The 15,710-nt window shown below is 21.8% G+C and carries 15 protein-coding genes and 1 tRNA gene; 1 reads left to right on the forward strand and 15 read right to left on the reverse strand.

All coding sequences use genetic code 11. From position 1 onward, the window contains the following. Positions 1–16: 16 nt before the first annotated feature. The 9 genes from CWO85_RS00195 to CWO85_RS00235 form a co-directional block, all read right to left on the reverse strand. On the reverse strand, positions 17–916 hold the full coding sequence (locus CWO85_RS00195; protein WP_121463700.1) for an RluA family pseudouridine synthase: 900 nt from the start codon (positions 914–916) through the stop codon (positions 17–19). 183 nt (positions 917–1,099) lie between these two features. Next, positions 1,100–3,103, reverse strand: a complete 2,004-nt coding sequence (gene ftsH / locus CWO85_RS00200) for an ATP-dependent zinc metalloprotease FtsH (protein ID WP_236628331.1) — start codon at positions 3,101–3,103, stop codon at positions 1,100–1,102. A 60-nt stretch (positions 3,104–3,163) separates the two neighbouring features. After that, positions 3,164–4,438: a serine--tRNA ligase gene (serS, locus tag CWO85_RS00205; RefSeq protein WP_121463701.1), complete on the reverse strand. Its 1,275-nt coding sequence runs from the start codon at positions 4,436–4,438 to the stop codon at positions 3,164–3,166. A gap of 73 nt (positions 4,439–4,511) precedes the next feature. Next, complete coding sequence (gene rpsT, locus CWO85_RS00210; RefSeq protein ID WP_121463702.1) at positions 4,512–4,778, reverse strand: 30S ribosomal protein S20; 267 nt, start codon at positions 4,776–4,778, stop codon at positions 4,512–4,514. 307 nt (positions 4,779–5,085) lie between these two features. Beyond that, the gene (locus CWO85_RS00215; protein WP_121463703.1) at positions 5,086–5,805 is read right to left on the reverse strand and encodes a hypothetical protein; all 720 of its coding nucleotides are present in this window, start codon (positions 5,803–5,805) and stop codon (positions 5,086–5,088) included. Between the two features lie 1,036 nt (positions 5,806–6,841). Then, the gene (locus tag CWO85_RS00220; protein WP_152031096.1) at positions 6,842–7,381 is read right to left on the reverse strand and encodes a hypothetical protein; all 540 of its coding nucleotides are present in this window, start codon (positions 7,379–7,381) and stop codon (positions 6,842–6,844) included. A gap of 302 nt (positions 7,382–7,683) precedes the next feature. Next, the gene (locus CWO85_RS00225; protein WP_121463705.1) at positions 7,684–8,244 is read right to left on the reverse strand and encodes a hypothetical protein; all 561 of its coding nucleotides are present in this window, start codon (positions 8,242–8,244) and stop codon (positions 7,684–7,686) included. A gap of 11 nt (positions 8,245–8,255) precedes the next feature. Continuing rightward, the gene (locus tag CWO85_RS00230) at positions 8,256–9,212 is read right to left on the reverse strand and encodes a hypothetical protein (RefSeq protein ID WP_121463706.1); all 957 of its coding nucleotides are present in this window, start codon (positions 9,210–9,212) and stop codon (positions 8,256–8,258) included. Further along, entirely contained in the window at positions 9,178–9,816 is a 639-nt protein-coding gene (locus tag CWO85_RS00235; RefSeq protein WP_121463707.1) for a hypothetical protein, read from the reverse strand. Before CWO85_RS00235 ends, CWO85_RS00230 begins: the two co-directional genes overlap by 35 nt. Positions 9,817–10,280: 464 nt before the next feature. On the opposite strand from CWO85_RS00235, the gene plsY reads away from it, so the two are divergent. After that, positions 10,281–10,934: a glycerol-3-phosphate 1-O-acyltransferase PlsY gene (gene plsY, locus CWO85_RS00240; RefSeq protein WP_121463708.1), complete on the forward strand. Its 654-nt coding sequence runs from the start codon at positions 10,281–10,283 to the stop codon at positions 10,932–10,934. Positions 10,935–11,082: 148 nt separating this feature from the next. On the opposite strand, the gene CWO85_RS00245 is transcribed toward plsY, so the two are convergent. From CWO85_RS00245 to der, 6 genes are all read right to left on the reverse strand, one after another. Continuing rightward, positions 11,083–11,156, reverse strand: a tRNA-Cys gene (locus tag CWO85_RS00245). A gap of 42 nt (positions 11,157–11,198) precedes the next feature. After that, positions 11,199–12,452, reverse strand: a complete 1,254-nt coding sequence (locus CWO85_RS00250) for an aminopeptidase P N-terminal domain-containing protein (protein WP_121463709.1) — start codon at positions 12,450–12,452, stop codon at positions 11,199–11,201. Positions 12,453–12,474: 22 nt separating this feature from the next. Next, entirely contained in the window at positions 12,475–12,624 is a 150-nt protein-coding gene (gene rpmG, locus CWO85_RS00255) for a 50S ribosomal protein L33 (protein WP_121463710.1), read from the reverse strand. Between the two features lie 120 nt (positions 12,625–12,744). Next, the gene (locus tag CWO85_RS00260; protein ID WP_161554961.1) at positions 12,745–13,053 is read right to left on the reverse strand and encodes an HU family DNA-binding protein; all 309 of its coding nucleotides are present in this window, start codon (positions 13,051–13,053) and stop codon (positions 12,745–12,747) included. Positions 13,054–13,169: 116 nt separating this feature from the next. After that, positions 13,170–14,156, reverse strand: a complete 987-nt coding sequence (locus tag CWO85_RS00265; RefSeq protein ID WP_121463712.1) for an NAD(P)H-dependent glycerol-3-phosphate dehydrogenase — start codon at positions 14,154–14,156, stop codon at positions 13,170–13,172. Further along, the gene (der, locus tag CWO85_RS00270; protein WP_121463713.1) at positions 14,156–15,478 is read right to left on the reverse strand and encodes a ribosome biogenesis GTPase Der; all 1,323 of its coding nucleotides are present in this window, start codon (positions 15,476–15,478) and stop codon (positions 14,156–14,158) included. Before der ends, CWO85_RS00265 begins: the two co-directional genes overlap by 1 nt. Between the last annotated feature and the right edge of the window lie 232 nt (positions 15,479–15,710).

Genomic DNA, 15,710 nt, shown 5'->3' on the forward strand with positions numbered 1-15,710 from the left:
TTATTTTATAATTTATTTAATTTGATTCTATTTTATTCAAAAATTCTTGAAACTGTAAAGGTAAAGAGGTTTCGAATTTTAATTTTTCACCAGTGAAAGGATGAGTAAATTCTAATTTTTTGGCATGTAATAACTGTTGTTGTAACGTTTGTTTTTTTGGACCATATAAACAATCACCGACAATAGGATGTTTTAGATAAGATAAATGAACTCTAATTTGATGCATCCTACCTGTTTCTAATTTTAATTCTAATAAAGAAAATTTTTCAAACTTCTTTAAAATTCGAAAATGAGTAATAGAAGGTTTTCCTTGTAAAGAAACTTCCATTTTTAAACGATTATGAATACTTCTTCTTATAGGAATATCACAGGTACCACAATCATAACCTAAAAAACCATAAATCAAAGCCCAATAAATTCTTTTTATTTCTCTCTTTTTAATTAATTTTTGCATTCTAATCACAGCTTCTTCTGTTTTTCCTACAACTATTAAACCTGTAGTATCTTTATCAAGACGATGAATAATTCCAGGTCTGTTTCCTTCTGAAAATTGAAAATCTTTAATTTGATAATATAATCCATTAATTAAAGTAACTCCAGAATAACTAAGAGAAGGGTGGACTATTAAATTTTGAGGTTTATCAATAACAACTAAATACTGATCCTCATAGATTATTTTTAATTTTAAATTAATAGGTTCAAAAATATTAGAAGAAAAATTTTTTTCAATATTAGGAACTTTTATTGTATCATTTGTTTTTAATAAATAACTTTTTTTAGATATTTTATCATTAACAATAATCTGACCAGAATCAATTAAAGAACCACAATATTTTCTGCTAATATTTAATTTTTGTGTCAAAAAAAGATCTAAACGTATATTTTTTTCTTTATCTTGAACGATTAATAATCTCATAATTCACCACAAAATTCCAAAAGAAATTCAATTTTACTAAAATAAAGAAAAAATGTACCATGTCAAAAAACATAAATACATTTTTTATTATAAAACTATCTCAATATCTAATTTAAAAGAAATATATTTTATATTTTTTTAAATTTATTAAATTATTTATTTATTTTTTTAATTCAATAATTTTCAATTTAATGAATTAATATCGTCTTTTGTATCTGAAAATTTTTTTGGATCAGAATCATTAATTTCATAAACTTTTTCTTCTTGTTTCTCTTCTTCTGATTGTCTTTCGATGTCTTTTTGTTTTTGTTCTTCTGCTTGTCTGTCTTGTTCTTTTTGTTTATCAAACCAGCTCAATTTATTCGTTTCTGCTATTTCTTGAATATCTTTTTTATTAAGAGTTTCGATCGCTAATAAATATTCTGTAATCTTAATAAATAATTCTTTATTTTCGGAAATTATTTTTTTAGCTTTCTCATAACAATTAAATATAATTTTTTGTATAGTTTGATCGATTTCTAAAGCTTTAGGATCTGAAAAGTTTTTATGAAAATTATTACCTTCTTCAAATTGAACTAAACCTAAATCACTCATTCCGAATATAGTAACCATTTTTTTAGCAATATTAGTTGCCATTTTAAAATCTTGATAAGCTCCATTAGAAACATCATCTAAAAATAATTCCTCTGCTGCGCGCCCACCTAAAAAAGAAGTAATTTCTGCTAATAATTGTTGTTTAGATGAAAAAAAGCTATCCTCTTCGCTAGAAAATAAATTATAACCACCCGAATTACCACGCGGAATAATAGTTACTTTTTCTACTTTTCGGGAATCTTTTAATTTTAAACCAATAATAGCATGTCCTGCTTCATGATAAGAAATCATTTTCTTTTCTTTTTCAGAATATTTAACGCTTTTTTTAGCTGGGCCCATTAAAATACGATCTATAGCTTCACTGATAGTTTTTTTATCGATAACATCAGCATTATTTCTAGTAGTTAATAAAGCTGCTTCGTTTAAAATACCTTCTAATTGGGCTCCACTAAAACCAGAGGTAACTCTAGCTACTTCTTCTAAATTAACATCAGGAGAAATTTTTTTATTTAAAGAATGTAATTTTAAAATAGCTTCTCTATCTTTAACGCTTGGTAAATTAACAATAAAACGACGTTCTAACCTTCCTGGTCTCAATAAAGCAGGATCTAAAAAATCAGGTTGATTTGTAGCAGCTACAACAATAACTCCTTGATTTTGATTATATCCATCTAATTCAATTAATAATTGATTTAAAGTTTGTTCTTGTTCACTATTACCGCCATAAGAATTCATTCCTCTTTTGCGAGCAAGTGTTTCGATTTCATCTATAAAAATAATACAAGGAGCATGTTCTTGAGCTGATTTAAATAAACTTCTAATACGTGCAGCTCCTAATCCTACAAACATTTCGACAAATTCTGAACCCGAAACAGCAAAAAAAGGTACTTTAGCTTCTCCGGCAAGAGCTTTCGCTAATAATGTTTTACCAGTTCCAGGAGGTCCAGATAATAAAACTCCTTTAGGAATTCTAGCGCCCATCAAATAATATTTTTTAGGATTTTTTAAAAAATCTACTAATTCGGCTAATTCTTCTTTTTCTTCTTCGGCGCCTGCGACATCTTTAAAAGTTAATGTAGGTTGTTTAAATGAACTTTTATTTTTTTGTGTTTTAATTTTATCTCTATCGGAAAAATGTTCAACTAATTGGCCTGTAGCACCAGTTAAATATTTTAATAAAAAATACACAATATAAACAGCAAAACATATACGCAATGCGCTTAACAAAGGTCCGAATCCTCGAAACTCTTGATATTCAATAGGTCCTTTGAATTTGTATTGGAATTTGTCTTGTAATTTTTCCTTTGCATCTGTTATAAATTTTTCATATTGGTCATTTGACACAAATTCGTAAATGTCTGTTGATTTCGAACTATTTTTATATTTAATATGTATATTGTAAATAGGATTAAAAGGACTAATTAAATAAGGTTGTATTTCTTTTATATCATCGAAATTCGAATATTGAAAAGAACTTATATCTTTATTTTGGTTTTTCCAAGTAACATTGTATAAAGAACATACAACACCTATTATTAAAATAATTCCAATTAAGCCCCAAACAGCTTTTGATAAATATTTTTTCATATTCATACTTTTTTTGTCCTTATAAATACAAGTTAATAATTATAAAATAAATTGATAAATTGATTTTTATTTAATCAAATCTATACCTATATAACTACGTAAAACTTCAGGTATAACAATATTTCCGTTTTCATTTTGATAATTTTCCATAATCGCCATCATTGTTCTACCTATAGCTAAAGCAGAACCGTTCAAAGTATGTAAATATTGTCTTTTTGTTTTTTTATCTCGAATAAATTTAATATTTGCTCTTCTAGATTGAAAATCTTCCGCATTGCTTATAGAAGCTATTTCACAATATTTTTGCTGTCCAGGTAACCATACTTCAATATCATAAGTTTTGCTCATACTAAAACCTAAATCACCAGTAGATAAAACAACCACTCTATATGGCAAATTCAATTGTTGTAAAATATATTCAGAATCTTTCAACATTTGTTCTAAAACTGCATAAGAATTATCAGGTTCTACCAATTGGACTAATTCTACTTTATTAAATTGTTTTTGTCTTAAAATGCCTCTTGTGTTTTTTCCAGCTGCTCCAGCTTCTTGCCTAAAACAAGTAGTATAACAAACATATTTTAAAGGTAATTGATTTACATCTAAAACATCATCTCGATGTAAATTAATCATAGGAACTTCACCTGTAGGATTTAAATACCAATTTTGTTTATCTAATTTTAATTGAAAAATTTCTTGTTTAAATTTTGGAAGTTGTCCTGAAGAAAACATAGATTTTTCGTTCACAATAAAAGGAGGAAAAATTTCTTTATATCCTTTTGATACATGAGTATCAATCATAAAGTTAATTAATGCTCTTTCTAATTTAGCGCCAATTCCTTTTAAAACAACAAATTTACTTCCTGTAATTTTAACAGCTTTTTCAAAGTCTAAAATATCTAGTTTCTTTCCTAACTCTAAATGATCTTTTATAGAAAAAGACATTTCTTTAGGTTCAGAAAAACGTAATATCTCAATATTATCTTCTGACGTAGTTCCAAAAGGGACAGAATCATGAGGCAAATTAGGAATATTTGATAAAATATCTAAAATTTGCTTTTCTACTTCTTGAAATTTTTGTTCAAATTCTTTTAAATTTTTTTTAAAAATTTGTTCTTTTTGAAAAAAATGTTCATCCAAATTATCTTTTAATTTCGATTCTGAAATTTCTTTTGATAAATTGTTTTTTTGAAATCTTATTTTTTCTATTTCATTAATTAATTTTTTTCTATCTTTATCTAAATGAATAAGTTGCTTTAAAAAAAATGAATCTGTTTGTCTTTTTTTCATTTTATCTAAAACTAAATCCATATTACTAAGAACAAATTTCAAATCTAACATAAAAAATCCTTTTTATTATGATAATTATTTTCTTTTTTTAATTAAAATTATTAAAAAAAGAAAAAAATTATCTTTATTTTAAAATACTATTTAATAATTTAGATATTTTAGATTTATTTCTAGATACAAAATTTTTATGATAAATTCCTTTAGATACACCTTTGTCTAAAGCTCCATTCATCTTATTAAAAAAAATAATAGCTTGTTCTTTATCCGCAGAAGCAATGAATTTATTAAAATTATTATCTAAAGTTCTCATTTTTGATTTATAAGATTTTCTTTTTAATCTGCGTTTCGCATCAGTTTTAACACGTTTTTTTTGTTGTTTAATATTTGCCATATTTTTATATCCTTTTTTTATAAAATTTAAATTATTAATACACACATTAATATTTTATAATATTAATATTAATTTATGATAATTAAATATTATATAACTATTATATTAAAAAGAATTATATAACTATTATATTAAAAAGAATTATATAACTATTATATTAAAAAGAATTATATAAAGAACTTTATATAACTATTTTTAATAACCTTTTTAGAAATAAAATAAATATTGTTTTAATCAATAAAAAATTAATAATAAATCTTTTTTTTAACAAACCAAAAAATAATTTTAATTTTTCAAAAAATCAAAATTATTTTGGAGAATTTATTTTCTTTTTCAAACGAAGAATACAATAAGATAAAAAATAAAAAACAATAGCTAATAAAAAAATATTTAAAAAGAGATAAGAATAACCTTGTTCTTTTCTATGCGATCCTAAAATATCTCCTAAAATTCCTTTTCGCTTAGGATTAATCATACCATAAGGATAATATTCTGACTTCCATAAAAAATTCGCAAACAAAAAAAAGAAAAAATAACATAAAGGATGAATTAAACCCAAATAAGTTTTTTTCAGACTTAAACCATGATTAATTTTAAAAAAATAAAAAAGAATATACAAAAAAGGAATAAAAGTATGTTGAAAATGTTTAATCTGGAAAGGTTTACTTATTAAATCATCTTTTTCTTCTGGTCGGTCAATAAAATGAGTAACAGTGCAAGTCAATAAAATATCAATTACAGCAACGAACATTAAAATAGAAAAAATTTTTTTACAACGAATTGAGGTGAAAAACAACAACATCACTATCAAAATCAAAATATTACTTTGAGAAGTAAAATGATGTATCAAACGGAAACAAAATGAAAATCTGTCTTTTTCATCATTTTGATAACATTTATAAAAACGAACAATAAAAGTAATTAAACAAATTAATGCTAAAACAAAAGCATAACACATAATTAAAAAATTATCATTTGTTTTAAATCTTTTAGTTATATCGTTTTTTTTAAATCTTTTTGTTTTCATATTATTTCTTATATACCTATTTAAATTTAGATTAAGCATTTAAAAATAAAAATATATTTATTTATAAAATAAATTATTTATACAATTACAATTTATTTTAACATAAAAAAATATATTTATCTTTAATTTGCGCTTTCATAAGTAAATTAAAAAAATTTTATTTTAATTTTAATAATACAATCAAAAAAAATATTTTATTAAATTATTTATTTTTACAAATACCTTAGCCCTAAAAACAACGAAATAATCCAAATTAATCCTAACAACCAAACTTAAATTTGGTTATATCGTTTTTTAAGCTAGAGATTATTAAAAAACATTATTTTAAAAAACCATAAAATAAGGTTATAAAATTTAAAAAATACCCAAAATAAATTAGGTATTTTTTAAATTAATTATATATTTGAATATTATTGTGTATTCTTGCTTTTCGTTTCCTTTACTAGATAATTGTTCTTATTTGATCATTAATATAAAATGAGAGATATGAAAATAAATAAAAAAACCAAAAAACAAAATTAAAGGGTCTATAATAAACATTGTTACACTTAATAACTTATCTTTTTGAAAAATTTTTTTGAATTTATTGTATTTCGAGATTATGAGATATTTCTTCTTTTGATATTTTGACTAGATTTTTAACTAATTCATCTTCTGTATCTGAGAATTTTTTGTTTACGTAAACATTATATAATTTAACTTGTAAAAAGTAATATAACAATAAAAAGAAAAAAAATAGGATTAATTCTGTTCGTTTGTTATTATTTATTTATTGATTTGTAATTAAAATTAATTCAATAATAAAAATTAAAATAAACATTAAAATAAGATTTATAATCAATAATCTTTATAACATTGTTTTTTTGATTAATAATTTTTTGTTGTTTGTTACGAATTTAAAAAGTTATTTCTATTTTTCTTTTTAAAGATTATTTTTGATTTTTTTAAATAAATATATTTTTTGTTAAATTAAGATAATTAATTTTAAACAAAATGATTAAATATTTTCGAAAAAATTATTTAATAAAAAAGTTCTTTAAATTTTAAATTTATATTTTAATATTTTATCTTTATATTCTTGATATTTTTCGTCTGATTCCAAAAATATTAATAAACACTTATTAAATAAATCAAATATTTCTTTTATATTTATCAATGTTTCTTCGATGGGCGTCATAAAATCATTAAATATATTTAAAAACTTTTCTATTTTGTCATATTCTTCCGAAATTTGTTTTATATTTTTAATTATGGTTTGTTGAGTTGCTGTATTATCATCTGTTTCACCTTTAGATAACAAAATTTTTGTTTGTGTTTTTGAAAAATTATCAAATAATTTAGTTACATGAGAATTTATTTGTTTTATCATTGCTCCTACGTAATTTGTAAGAGTTTCTTTAATTATTTTATTTATGTTTTTTTTTATTTTTTTATTTATCATAAAAAGATTTAAAAATTTGTTATTGTTTGGTTTTTGTCTTATTTCGTTAATTGTTTCGTTAATTTTTGTTTCCATGATACATTTGTCCGAAATTCCTTTGATTCTATTAATCAATAATTCTCGCAAGTTTATCATTTCCTTTTTATATATGTTTTCTATTTTTTTATCAATTTCATCTAATAAATTTAATTTATTGATTTGATCATCCGAATAATCTTTTATTATTTCTATTCTTTTATTTTTGGAATCTATTGTTTCTAGTATTATTTTATCTTTATAATGTTTTTTGTATATTTCATTATATGTTGTTTTTATGTTTTCTAAAAAATCTAATATTTCTTTTAATTGCGATGATGTTTCTTTATCTTTTTTTTCTATTATTTTGTCGTTCTCAATTTCGTATTTAACATCTGGTTTTAATTCCTCTATTAATTCCTCTATTTTTTTTCAATTGTTTCCTTTTGTTCATTTTCATCTTTTGTTTCATCTATATCGTTAAATATATCTATACAACATAAATATAACCTTCTTAGAAGGTATGAATTTGTATTTTCTTTTTTATTAGATTCTTTTTTATTCGAACATTCGAAAAAAATTTCTATAATTTTTTCTGCTATATGTTTTTTAACTGCTTCATTAGAAATTTTTTTATTAGAATACGATAATTCTTTTATATCTTTATTTTTATAAATTTGTTGAATTTTAAAATTAATTTCTGGATATTTATTATATAAATATTTCCATAATTCTTTATGTGGTTTTTCAATATCTTTTTGAATTTCTTCAATATCTTTTTGAATTTTTACATCTTGTTTTTGTAATTCTTTTATTTTTTCTGAATTTTTGCAATTCGAATAATTTATTTCTTCGGACCCAGATATAAAATCTATTCCATCATCATTAAATAATTTTTCAATTTTATTTTTTACATCTTGTTTGTTTAATTCTTTTATTTGTTCTAAATTTTTGTAATCAAAATATTTTTTTTCTTTAAACAAATATATGAAATTTATTTCATCATTATCATAATTTTCAGATATGTTTTTATATAATTTGTAAATATTTCTATAATTAACATTATTTTTTCATTATATACAAAATCTAAAATATCTTCATTGCTGGTATCTAAAACAATTTCTAAAATTTTTTTAATTATAGAAAAATCGTATTTTTTTATTTTTTCTTTTAAATTTGTTCTAGTTAAATTTATGCATTGTTTTAAAACAAATTTTTTTGAAACATCATTTGGCGAACATTCTTTGATTTGCTCTTTTAAATCTCTTTTGTATTCCGAATTGTTTTTAAATTCTATGTATTCTTTTAAAAAATCATTTAATGAATATTTTTTTAATTCATTTTTGGTATCATATTGCTTCATTTTTTCTATATAAAAAGTTTTATTATTATTATTTATATATTCATCATTAATTATTTTATAATTAGAAAGTTCGTTATTTATATGAACGACATCGCATCTTAATTGATAAAAATCTTTTGCTTTGGCAGACCAAAAAGCTTTTGATTCATTATTTGCAACAATGTTTTTAAAAACAACTTCATATTGGACACCATGATTTTTTTTATTTTGAATGAAAATATCCGGAATAATAACTATATTTAATAAAATATTAAAATAATTATTTGAAGATGTTTTGACTTTGAACATATTTTTGATATTTTTAATCATAAATATTAATATATTTCTTTGTTCGTTGAATAAATCTAATTTTTGAAATATATTATCTTCAACTGCGTCTTCCATTAAATATGCACAATCAGGATATTGATATTGATGTTTGTTTGATATCCATCGAATACATAATTTTTTATTTTCATTAATATCAAATTTAATACCAATGATTTTATAATTTATTTTTTCCCATTCTTCTTCATCCTTTTGCCGTTCTTCTTCGTCCTTTGCTCGTTCTTCTTCATTCTTTTTCCGTTTTTTTTTCGTGCTTTTCATAAATTGTTTTTAATTTATTAGGTAAGTTGTTGTTTTCGAGATTAATTTCAGACTTAAAATACCAATAACTATATTCTTTATTTTTTTCCAAATATTCTATAATATTTTTTTCCAAATGTTCTATAATTTCATCTATCTTATTTAAAGGTTTATTATCGTCATTAGAAAATAAATTTGCTTTTTGAAAGTGTTCTATAATATTTTTTTTAAAATGTTTTATAATTTCATATATATTATCTAAAGGTTTATTATCTAAAGATTTATTATCATTATTAGAAAATAAATTTGATTTTTGAAAGTGTTCTATAATATTTTTTTTAAAATGTTTTATAATTTCATATATATTATCTAAAGGTTTATTATCTAAAGATTTATTATCATTATTAGAAAATAAATTTGCTTTTTGAAAGTGTTCTATAATATTTTTTTTAAAATGTTTTATAATTTCATATATATTATCTAAAGGTTTATTATCTAAAGATTTATTATCATTATTAGAAAATAAATTTGCTTTTTGAAATTGTTCTGTAATTTCATCTATCTTATTTAAAAGTTTATCATTATCATTAGAAAATAAATTTGCTTTTTGAAATTGTTCTGACATATTTTTTACTCCATTTATTTTTTTAAAAATAAAAATAATATTCCATAATAATCAAAAAATAATATAATATAAAATTTATTATTTTTTAAATTTTATATTAAAAAAACAAAAAACAATTTTTATGTGCTGTTAATAAAAAACCAAACTTAATTTTAATAATTAAGTTTGGTTGTTATGTATAAACACGAATTAAGTTAAATTAAAAATCTTTAATTTTTCCGTCTTTTTTTACTTTGCTGATTGCAAAAAAGATCATACAAAGGATCAATAAATAGATTCAGCAACTGTTAAATTTTTTTGAATTAATAATTAAAATCATTTTCATTTATTTAGTGTTATTTTAATGATGAATAAAAAAATATTATAAACGCATAATTTTATAAAATATAATAAAATATAGTATATGTAATAAATTTCTATGAAAAAACTTTTTTCTTTAAAATTTATATAAAAAGGTAAAACAAATGCAATATAATGATTTTATAAAAATTGTTTCAAATTGTTTTATTTATTATTTAATAGGATCTATTCCGATGGGTTTAATAATAAGTAAAATTTTTAAAAATAAAGATTTACGTTTATTAGGTTCTAAAAATATAGGTTCTTCTAATGCAACTAGAATTTTAGGATTGAAATATGGTTTTGTTGTTTTTTTATTAGATTTTTTAAAAGGTTTTTTGGTTATTATAATTAAGCCAGATTATCGATTATTATGCGCGATAGCAACCATTTTAGGACATATGTTTTCTGTTTTTAACAAATTTAAAGGAGGCAAAGCGATAGCAACTTCTGTAGGCGTTGTTACAGTTATAGACCCTCTTATTGGAATCTTAGGAATCGTATTTTTTATTTTATTTATAAGAATTTCGGGTTATGCTTCTTTAGCTTCTTTATTATCGACTTCATTAGTTAATGTTTTTTTATGGATTTCGTATTTAATAAATAGAAACAAGATTAACATTGATTTTTGGACACTTTTAGGATTTCTCATTATAACTATTTTAATTTTTGTAAAACATTCTAGTAATATACAAAATTTAATCAAAGGAACAGAAAACAGATTTAATTTTGGTTCCAAAAATATTCTTAAAAAAATTAATAATAAAAATATTAGTTAATTTTTTTTAATATTTATCATTTTATTAATTTCATATTTAAAAATATTTCCATTTAAAAAAGCATTTTTGAAAAATCAAAATATATTCGATTTTTCAAAAATGCTTTTTATTTTATTATATAAATTATTTATAAATTAAAGATTAATTTTGGAGGCCCTGGGCGGATTTGAACCGTCGATCAAGCTTTTGCAGAGCCATGCCTTACCACTTGGCTACAGGGCCCCAATGTATCAAAATAAAAAATTTAAAATTTAATAAAAATATTTATTCTTGAATCATTAAAAGTTCGATATCTTCTGTTTTTCTAGGAATATTTTTAGTTAAATTAATATTACCATCTTTTTTGATTAAAATGTTATCTTCAATTCTAATACCTAAATTCAATTCTTCAAAATATAAACCGGGTTCTACAGTAATAACACTGTTTTCTTTGATAGGTTCGTAAACATTTCCCACATCATGAACATCTAAACCTAAATAATGACCTAATCCATGATAACAATATTTTTCTATATTCTCGTCTACTTTCATAAAGCCGTTTTTTTGCAATCTTGTTTTTAAAATATCTTTTCCAAATTGATTCATTTCTTGAAAAGTATATCCTGGTCTAATCCATTCAATAATTTTTCTATTAACTTCTAAAACTATATCATAAATAATTTTTTGTTGAGATGTAAATTTTCCACTAGCAGGGAAACAAAAAGAAATATCAGAAGCATAATTATTATATTTTACACCTAAATCTAGCAATACTAAATCATTTTGTTTAATTAGATCTTTTTGTTTATTATAATGCAAAATAATAGCATTCTTTCCAGAAGCTATAATAGTATTAAAAGAAGGATGTAAATCATGATTAGCTAAAAAATAATGATAAAATGCTGATATTTGATATTCATACATACCAGGTTTTAAAACTTTAGCAATTGCTCTTAAAGCTTTATCATTAAAAGCAATTGCTTTTTTTATCAAATCAATCTCTGTTTCGTTTTTAATAACTCTCATATTTATTAAAAAATTACAAGAATCATAAATATTTATATAAGGATAATTTTTTTGAATCCATTCGGCTCTCAATAAAGACAAATTAAATTTGTTATTTAAATCAGTATTTGATAAATCTAAATAAAAATTTTCAATAAGGCCATATTTAGAATTTTGAGCAGTATTCAATAAACGAGTTAAAAAAGAATTTAAAACATCAATATTTAAAATATTCATTAATGGAATACAACTTGCATTTGATGCTTTTTCAAAACTCAAACTTTCTCCATCCCATTTTTGTTTTAATACATCATGATATTTTAAAAATAAAAAAGATTCTTCATTACCATAACAATCCTTAATAATTAATAAAACAGAATTATCTTCTTCTATACCTGTCAAATAATGAAAATTTTTGTTTAAGGCAAAATTTAAATCAAGAGAAAAATCATTTAAATTCGAAAAGAATAAAGAGATACTACCTTTTTTCATTTTAGATAACAATAAAGAACGATTTTTTTGATAAAAAGACATTTTGTTAAAACTCCATTAAAATTTATTTTTTTTCTCTGTGGACAGTATGTTTGCGTAAAAAAGGACAATATTTTTTAAATTCTAAACGTCCAGGAGTTTTTTTCTTATTTTTATAAGTATGATAATTTTCTCTACCACATTCTGTACAAATTAATTTTACTAAATCACTCATTTTTTAAACCTTTTATTTTTGTTATTATTATATTTGTTTTCTAGGCGCAATTAGAAATTATTTTTTTTAAAATAAAAACTATAAAAAATCATTTACTCTAAAAATTTTCAAATATTTATTTTAAATTTCTTCCGAAGTTAAATCTTTAAATGTTTTGCTTATTTTAAATACTGGAACAAATCTAGCTGGAAGAGTTACAACTTTATCGCTTTTTGGAACTTTACATACTTTTTCTTTTCTATGTCTTAAATGTACTGCTCCTAAATTACCAATAACTACTTTAATTACTTTTGAATCAGGACTTTCTTGTCTCTCTTCTTTTAAGCTTTCTACCACAACATCACTTAAACAAGACAAAAATTCTCCTACTTGTTCTGCTTTAACATTTAACTTTTTAGACATCTTGCTAATTAATTGTAACTTATTCATTTTAATTCCTCTAATTTTCATTAATTTTTAAAAATTTTGTAAAATCTATTAGAATTTTAACATAAAAAAAAATATTATCAACATAAATATTACAATAAAAAAATATTTTTGTTATTTTAACATTTTTCAAAAATATTTAATAGAATAAAATCAACGGGTTTATGTTCAAAAATAACCTTATAAGCGCTTTCTATAATTGGTAAACAAATTTTATTTTTAATTGCTAAATTATAAAAAACTTTTAAATTATAAATTCCTTCGATTACTTGAGTAGCTTGATTCAAAATTTGATCTAAATTTTTGCCCATTTGAATTTTTTTGCCGGCTTGATAATTACGAGAATTTTCATTAAAAACAGTAACCGTCAAATCTCCTAATCCTGTCAAACTCAAAACAGTTTCGATAGAATTCGATTTAGAAAACAAAAATAAAATCTTTTTCATTTCAGCAATTCCGAAAGTAATAAACGCTGAACGAGCATTAGAAGCGAAATTAACGCCATCTAGCATGCCACTGACAAAAGCCAAAGCATTCTTAAAAGAAGCGCATATCTCAGAACCTATTACATCATTAGAGACAGAAACTTTTAAATAATTTTTATTAAAAAATATTTTAGCAATTTTTAAAGCAAATTCTTGATTTAAAGAAGAAGCTGTTAAAAAAGTAATTTTTCTCAAAATAACTTCTTCAGCGTGAGAAGGGCCAGCAAGAAAAACATAATTTTTAATTTTATCAGCAGATATTTCTTCTGTAATAATCTGAGAAATAATTTTATTACTTTGAAATTCGATACCTTTAGAAACATTGATAAAATTTTTACTTGAAATTAAAATATTATTAATTTTTTTGAATAAATTTCTCATATTTTGAGCAGGAACAGATAAAAAAATATAATCAGAATGGAAAAGCGCTTTTTCTAAATCATTAGTTGCTTTAATTTGATCAGATAAACGAACATCAAAAAAAGGATGTTTTTGTTCGTTTATTTTTTTAATATATTCAATGTTATTGTCATAAATTAATACTTTATTCGAATTATCATCTAAAACTTGAGCTAAAGTCGCTCCCCAAGCTCCGCCACCAATAATAGTAATTTTTTCCATTACAAAAAAACTTCTTTCTTTTTAAAAATTATTTTCAAAGGAATTCCGCTCAATTCTAAATTTAATCTTAATTGATTTTTTAAATATCTTTCGTAAGAAAAATGAATAAATTTAGGATCATTAACTAAACAAACAAATTCTGGACATTTCGTAGCTGTTTGTTTTAAATAATAAAATTTGGCTTTACCTTGATTAAAAAAAGATGGAGGATTAATTTGAGTAGCTTCGTGTAAAATATCATTTAATAAATGAGAAGAAAAAGTTTGTTTATAATTATTAAAAACTTTGTCTAAAGCTTGAAACAAAGTATGAATTCTTTTTATATTTTTCGCAGATAAAAACACTATTGGAACATGATTAAAAAATTTAAATTCTGTTTTAACCATTAATTCGAATTTTTTTATGTCTTTGTCAGAAGGTTCTAATAAATCCCATTTATTCAAAACAATAATACAAGGTTTTGAATAATTAAAAATAATAGCAGCGATATTTCTATCTTGCTCGGTAATATTATAACTTATATCTAACAAAAAACAAACAATATCGCTTCTTTGAATAGCATCCAAAGCTCTTAAAAAACTATACTTTTCATGTTTTTCATAAAATTTTTTTTTTCTTCGCATACCAGCGGTATCTATTATATGATATCTTTGATTATTTTTTTCAAATATAGTGTCAACGGCATCAGTTGTAGTCCCTGGTAATTCAGATACAATCATTCTTTCCTGCGACAACAAGGCATTAGTTAAAGTAGATTTTCCAACATTAGTACGACCTACTAAACAAAATCTTAAATCTTCTGTTTCATCATTTTCTATTTTTTTATTACGTGGCAAATAAGACACAACTTTATCTAATAATTTACCGATACCAATTCCATGTTGTGTACTAATTCCTATGATATCACTAAATCCCAAAGAATAAAATTCATAAACATTTTCATATAAATTTAAATTATCTATTTTATTAACAGCTATAATAACTTTTTTATGACTACTATATAACATTTTGGTTATTTCTAATTCTTCTTTAGTTAATGTAGTAGTTTGACCATCAGTAACCCAAATAATTAAATTAGATTCAGAAATAGCTAATTCGGCTTGATGTTTAATTTGTTGAATTAAAGGAACATTATCAAAAACAATTCCTCCAGTATCAATAATAAAAAATTTTTGATTTAACCATGTAGCTTCAGCATAAATACGATCTTTAGTCGTCCCGGCCTCTTCATAAACAATCGCTAATCTTTTATTTAAAATACGATTAAATAAGCTTGATTTGCCTACATTAGGTCTTCCTATAATAGCTACTTTAAAATTCATATTTTACTCTTATTAATGATTATTGTCAAAATATATTAAAATAAAAAATATCAAAATATTTTTATTTTTTATATCAAAAAAAATTATAAATAAATAAACTCAAAAATTTTTAAAAATTAAAAATTTTATTTAAATCAAACAACATATTAATTATATCTTTTTTTATATAATTCAAAAAAATTATAATATTCATCAAATCAAATTAAAAAACTTTGAAAAAATAAAAAAAATT

Source organism: Candidatus Phytoplasma ziziphi (assembly GCF_003640545.1).
Lineage (GTDB): Bacteria > Bacillota_I > Bacilli_A > Acholeplasmatales > Acholeplasmataceae > Phytoplasma > Phytoplasma ziziphi.

Excerpts from the sequence above, each read along its gene's own strand:
- CWO85_RS00195 (WP_121463700.1), bottom strand. The coding sequence starts at position 916 with ATGAGATTATTAATCGTTCAAGATAAAGAAAAAAATATACGTTTAGAT.
- ftsH (WP_236628331.1), bottom strand. The coding sequence starts at position 3,103 with ATGAATATGAAAAAATATTTATCAAAAGCTGTTTGGGGCTTAATTGGA.
- serS (WP_121463701.1), bottom strand. The coding sequence starts at position 4,438 with ATGTTAGATTTGAAATTTGTTCTTAGTAATATGGATTTAGTTTTAGAT.
- rpsT (WP_121463702.1), bottom strand. The coding sequence starts at position 4,778 with ATGGCAAATATTAAACAACAAAAAAAACGTGTTAAAACTGATGCGAAA.
- CWO85_RS00215 (WP_121463703.1), bottom strand. The coding sequence starts at position 5,805 with ATGAAAACAAAAAGATTTAAAAAAAACGATATAACTAAAAGATTTAAA.
- CWO85_RS00220 (WP_152031096.1), bottom strand. The coding sequence starts at position 7,381 with ATGATAAACTTGCGAGAATTATTGATTAATAGAATCAAAGGAATTTCG.
- CWO85_RS00230 (WP_121463706.1), bottom strand. The coding sequence starts at position 9,212 with ATGAAAAGCACGAAAAAAAAACGGAAAAAGAATGAAGAAGAACGAGCA.
- CWO85_RS00235 (WP_121463707.1), bottom strand. The coding sequence starts at position 9,816 with ATGTCAGAACAATTTCAAAAAGCAAATTTATTTTCTAATGATAATGAT.
- plsY (WP_121463708.1), top strand. The coding sequence starts at position 10,281 with ATGCAATATAATGATTTTATAAAAATTGTTTCAAATTGTTTTATTTAT.
- CWO85_RS00250 (WP_121463709.1), bottom strand. The coding sequence starts at position 12,452 with ATGTCTTTTTATCAAAAAAATCGTTCTTTATTGTTATCTAAAATGAAA.
- rpmG (WP_121463710.1), bottom strand. The coding sequence starts at position 12,624 with ATGAGTGATTTAGTAAAATTAATTTGTACAGAATGTGGTAGAGAAAAT.
- CWO85_RS00260 (WP_161554961.1), bottom strand. The coding sequence starts at position 13,053 with ATGAATAAGTTACAATTAATTAGCAAGATGTCTAAAAAGTTAAATGTT.
- CWO85_RS00265 (WP_121463712.1), bottom strand. The coding sequence starts at position 14,156 with ATGGAAAAAATTACTATTATTGGTGGCGGAGCTTGGGGAGCGACTTTA.
- der (WP_121463713.1), bottom strand. The coding sequence starts at position 15,478 with ATGAATTTTAAAGTAGCTATTATAGGAAGACCTAATGTAGGCAAATCA.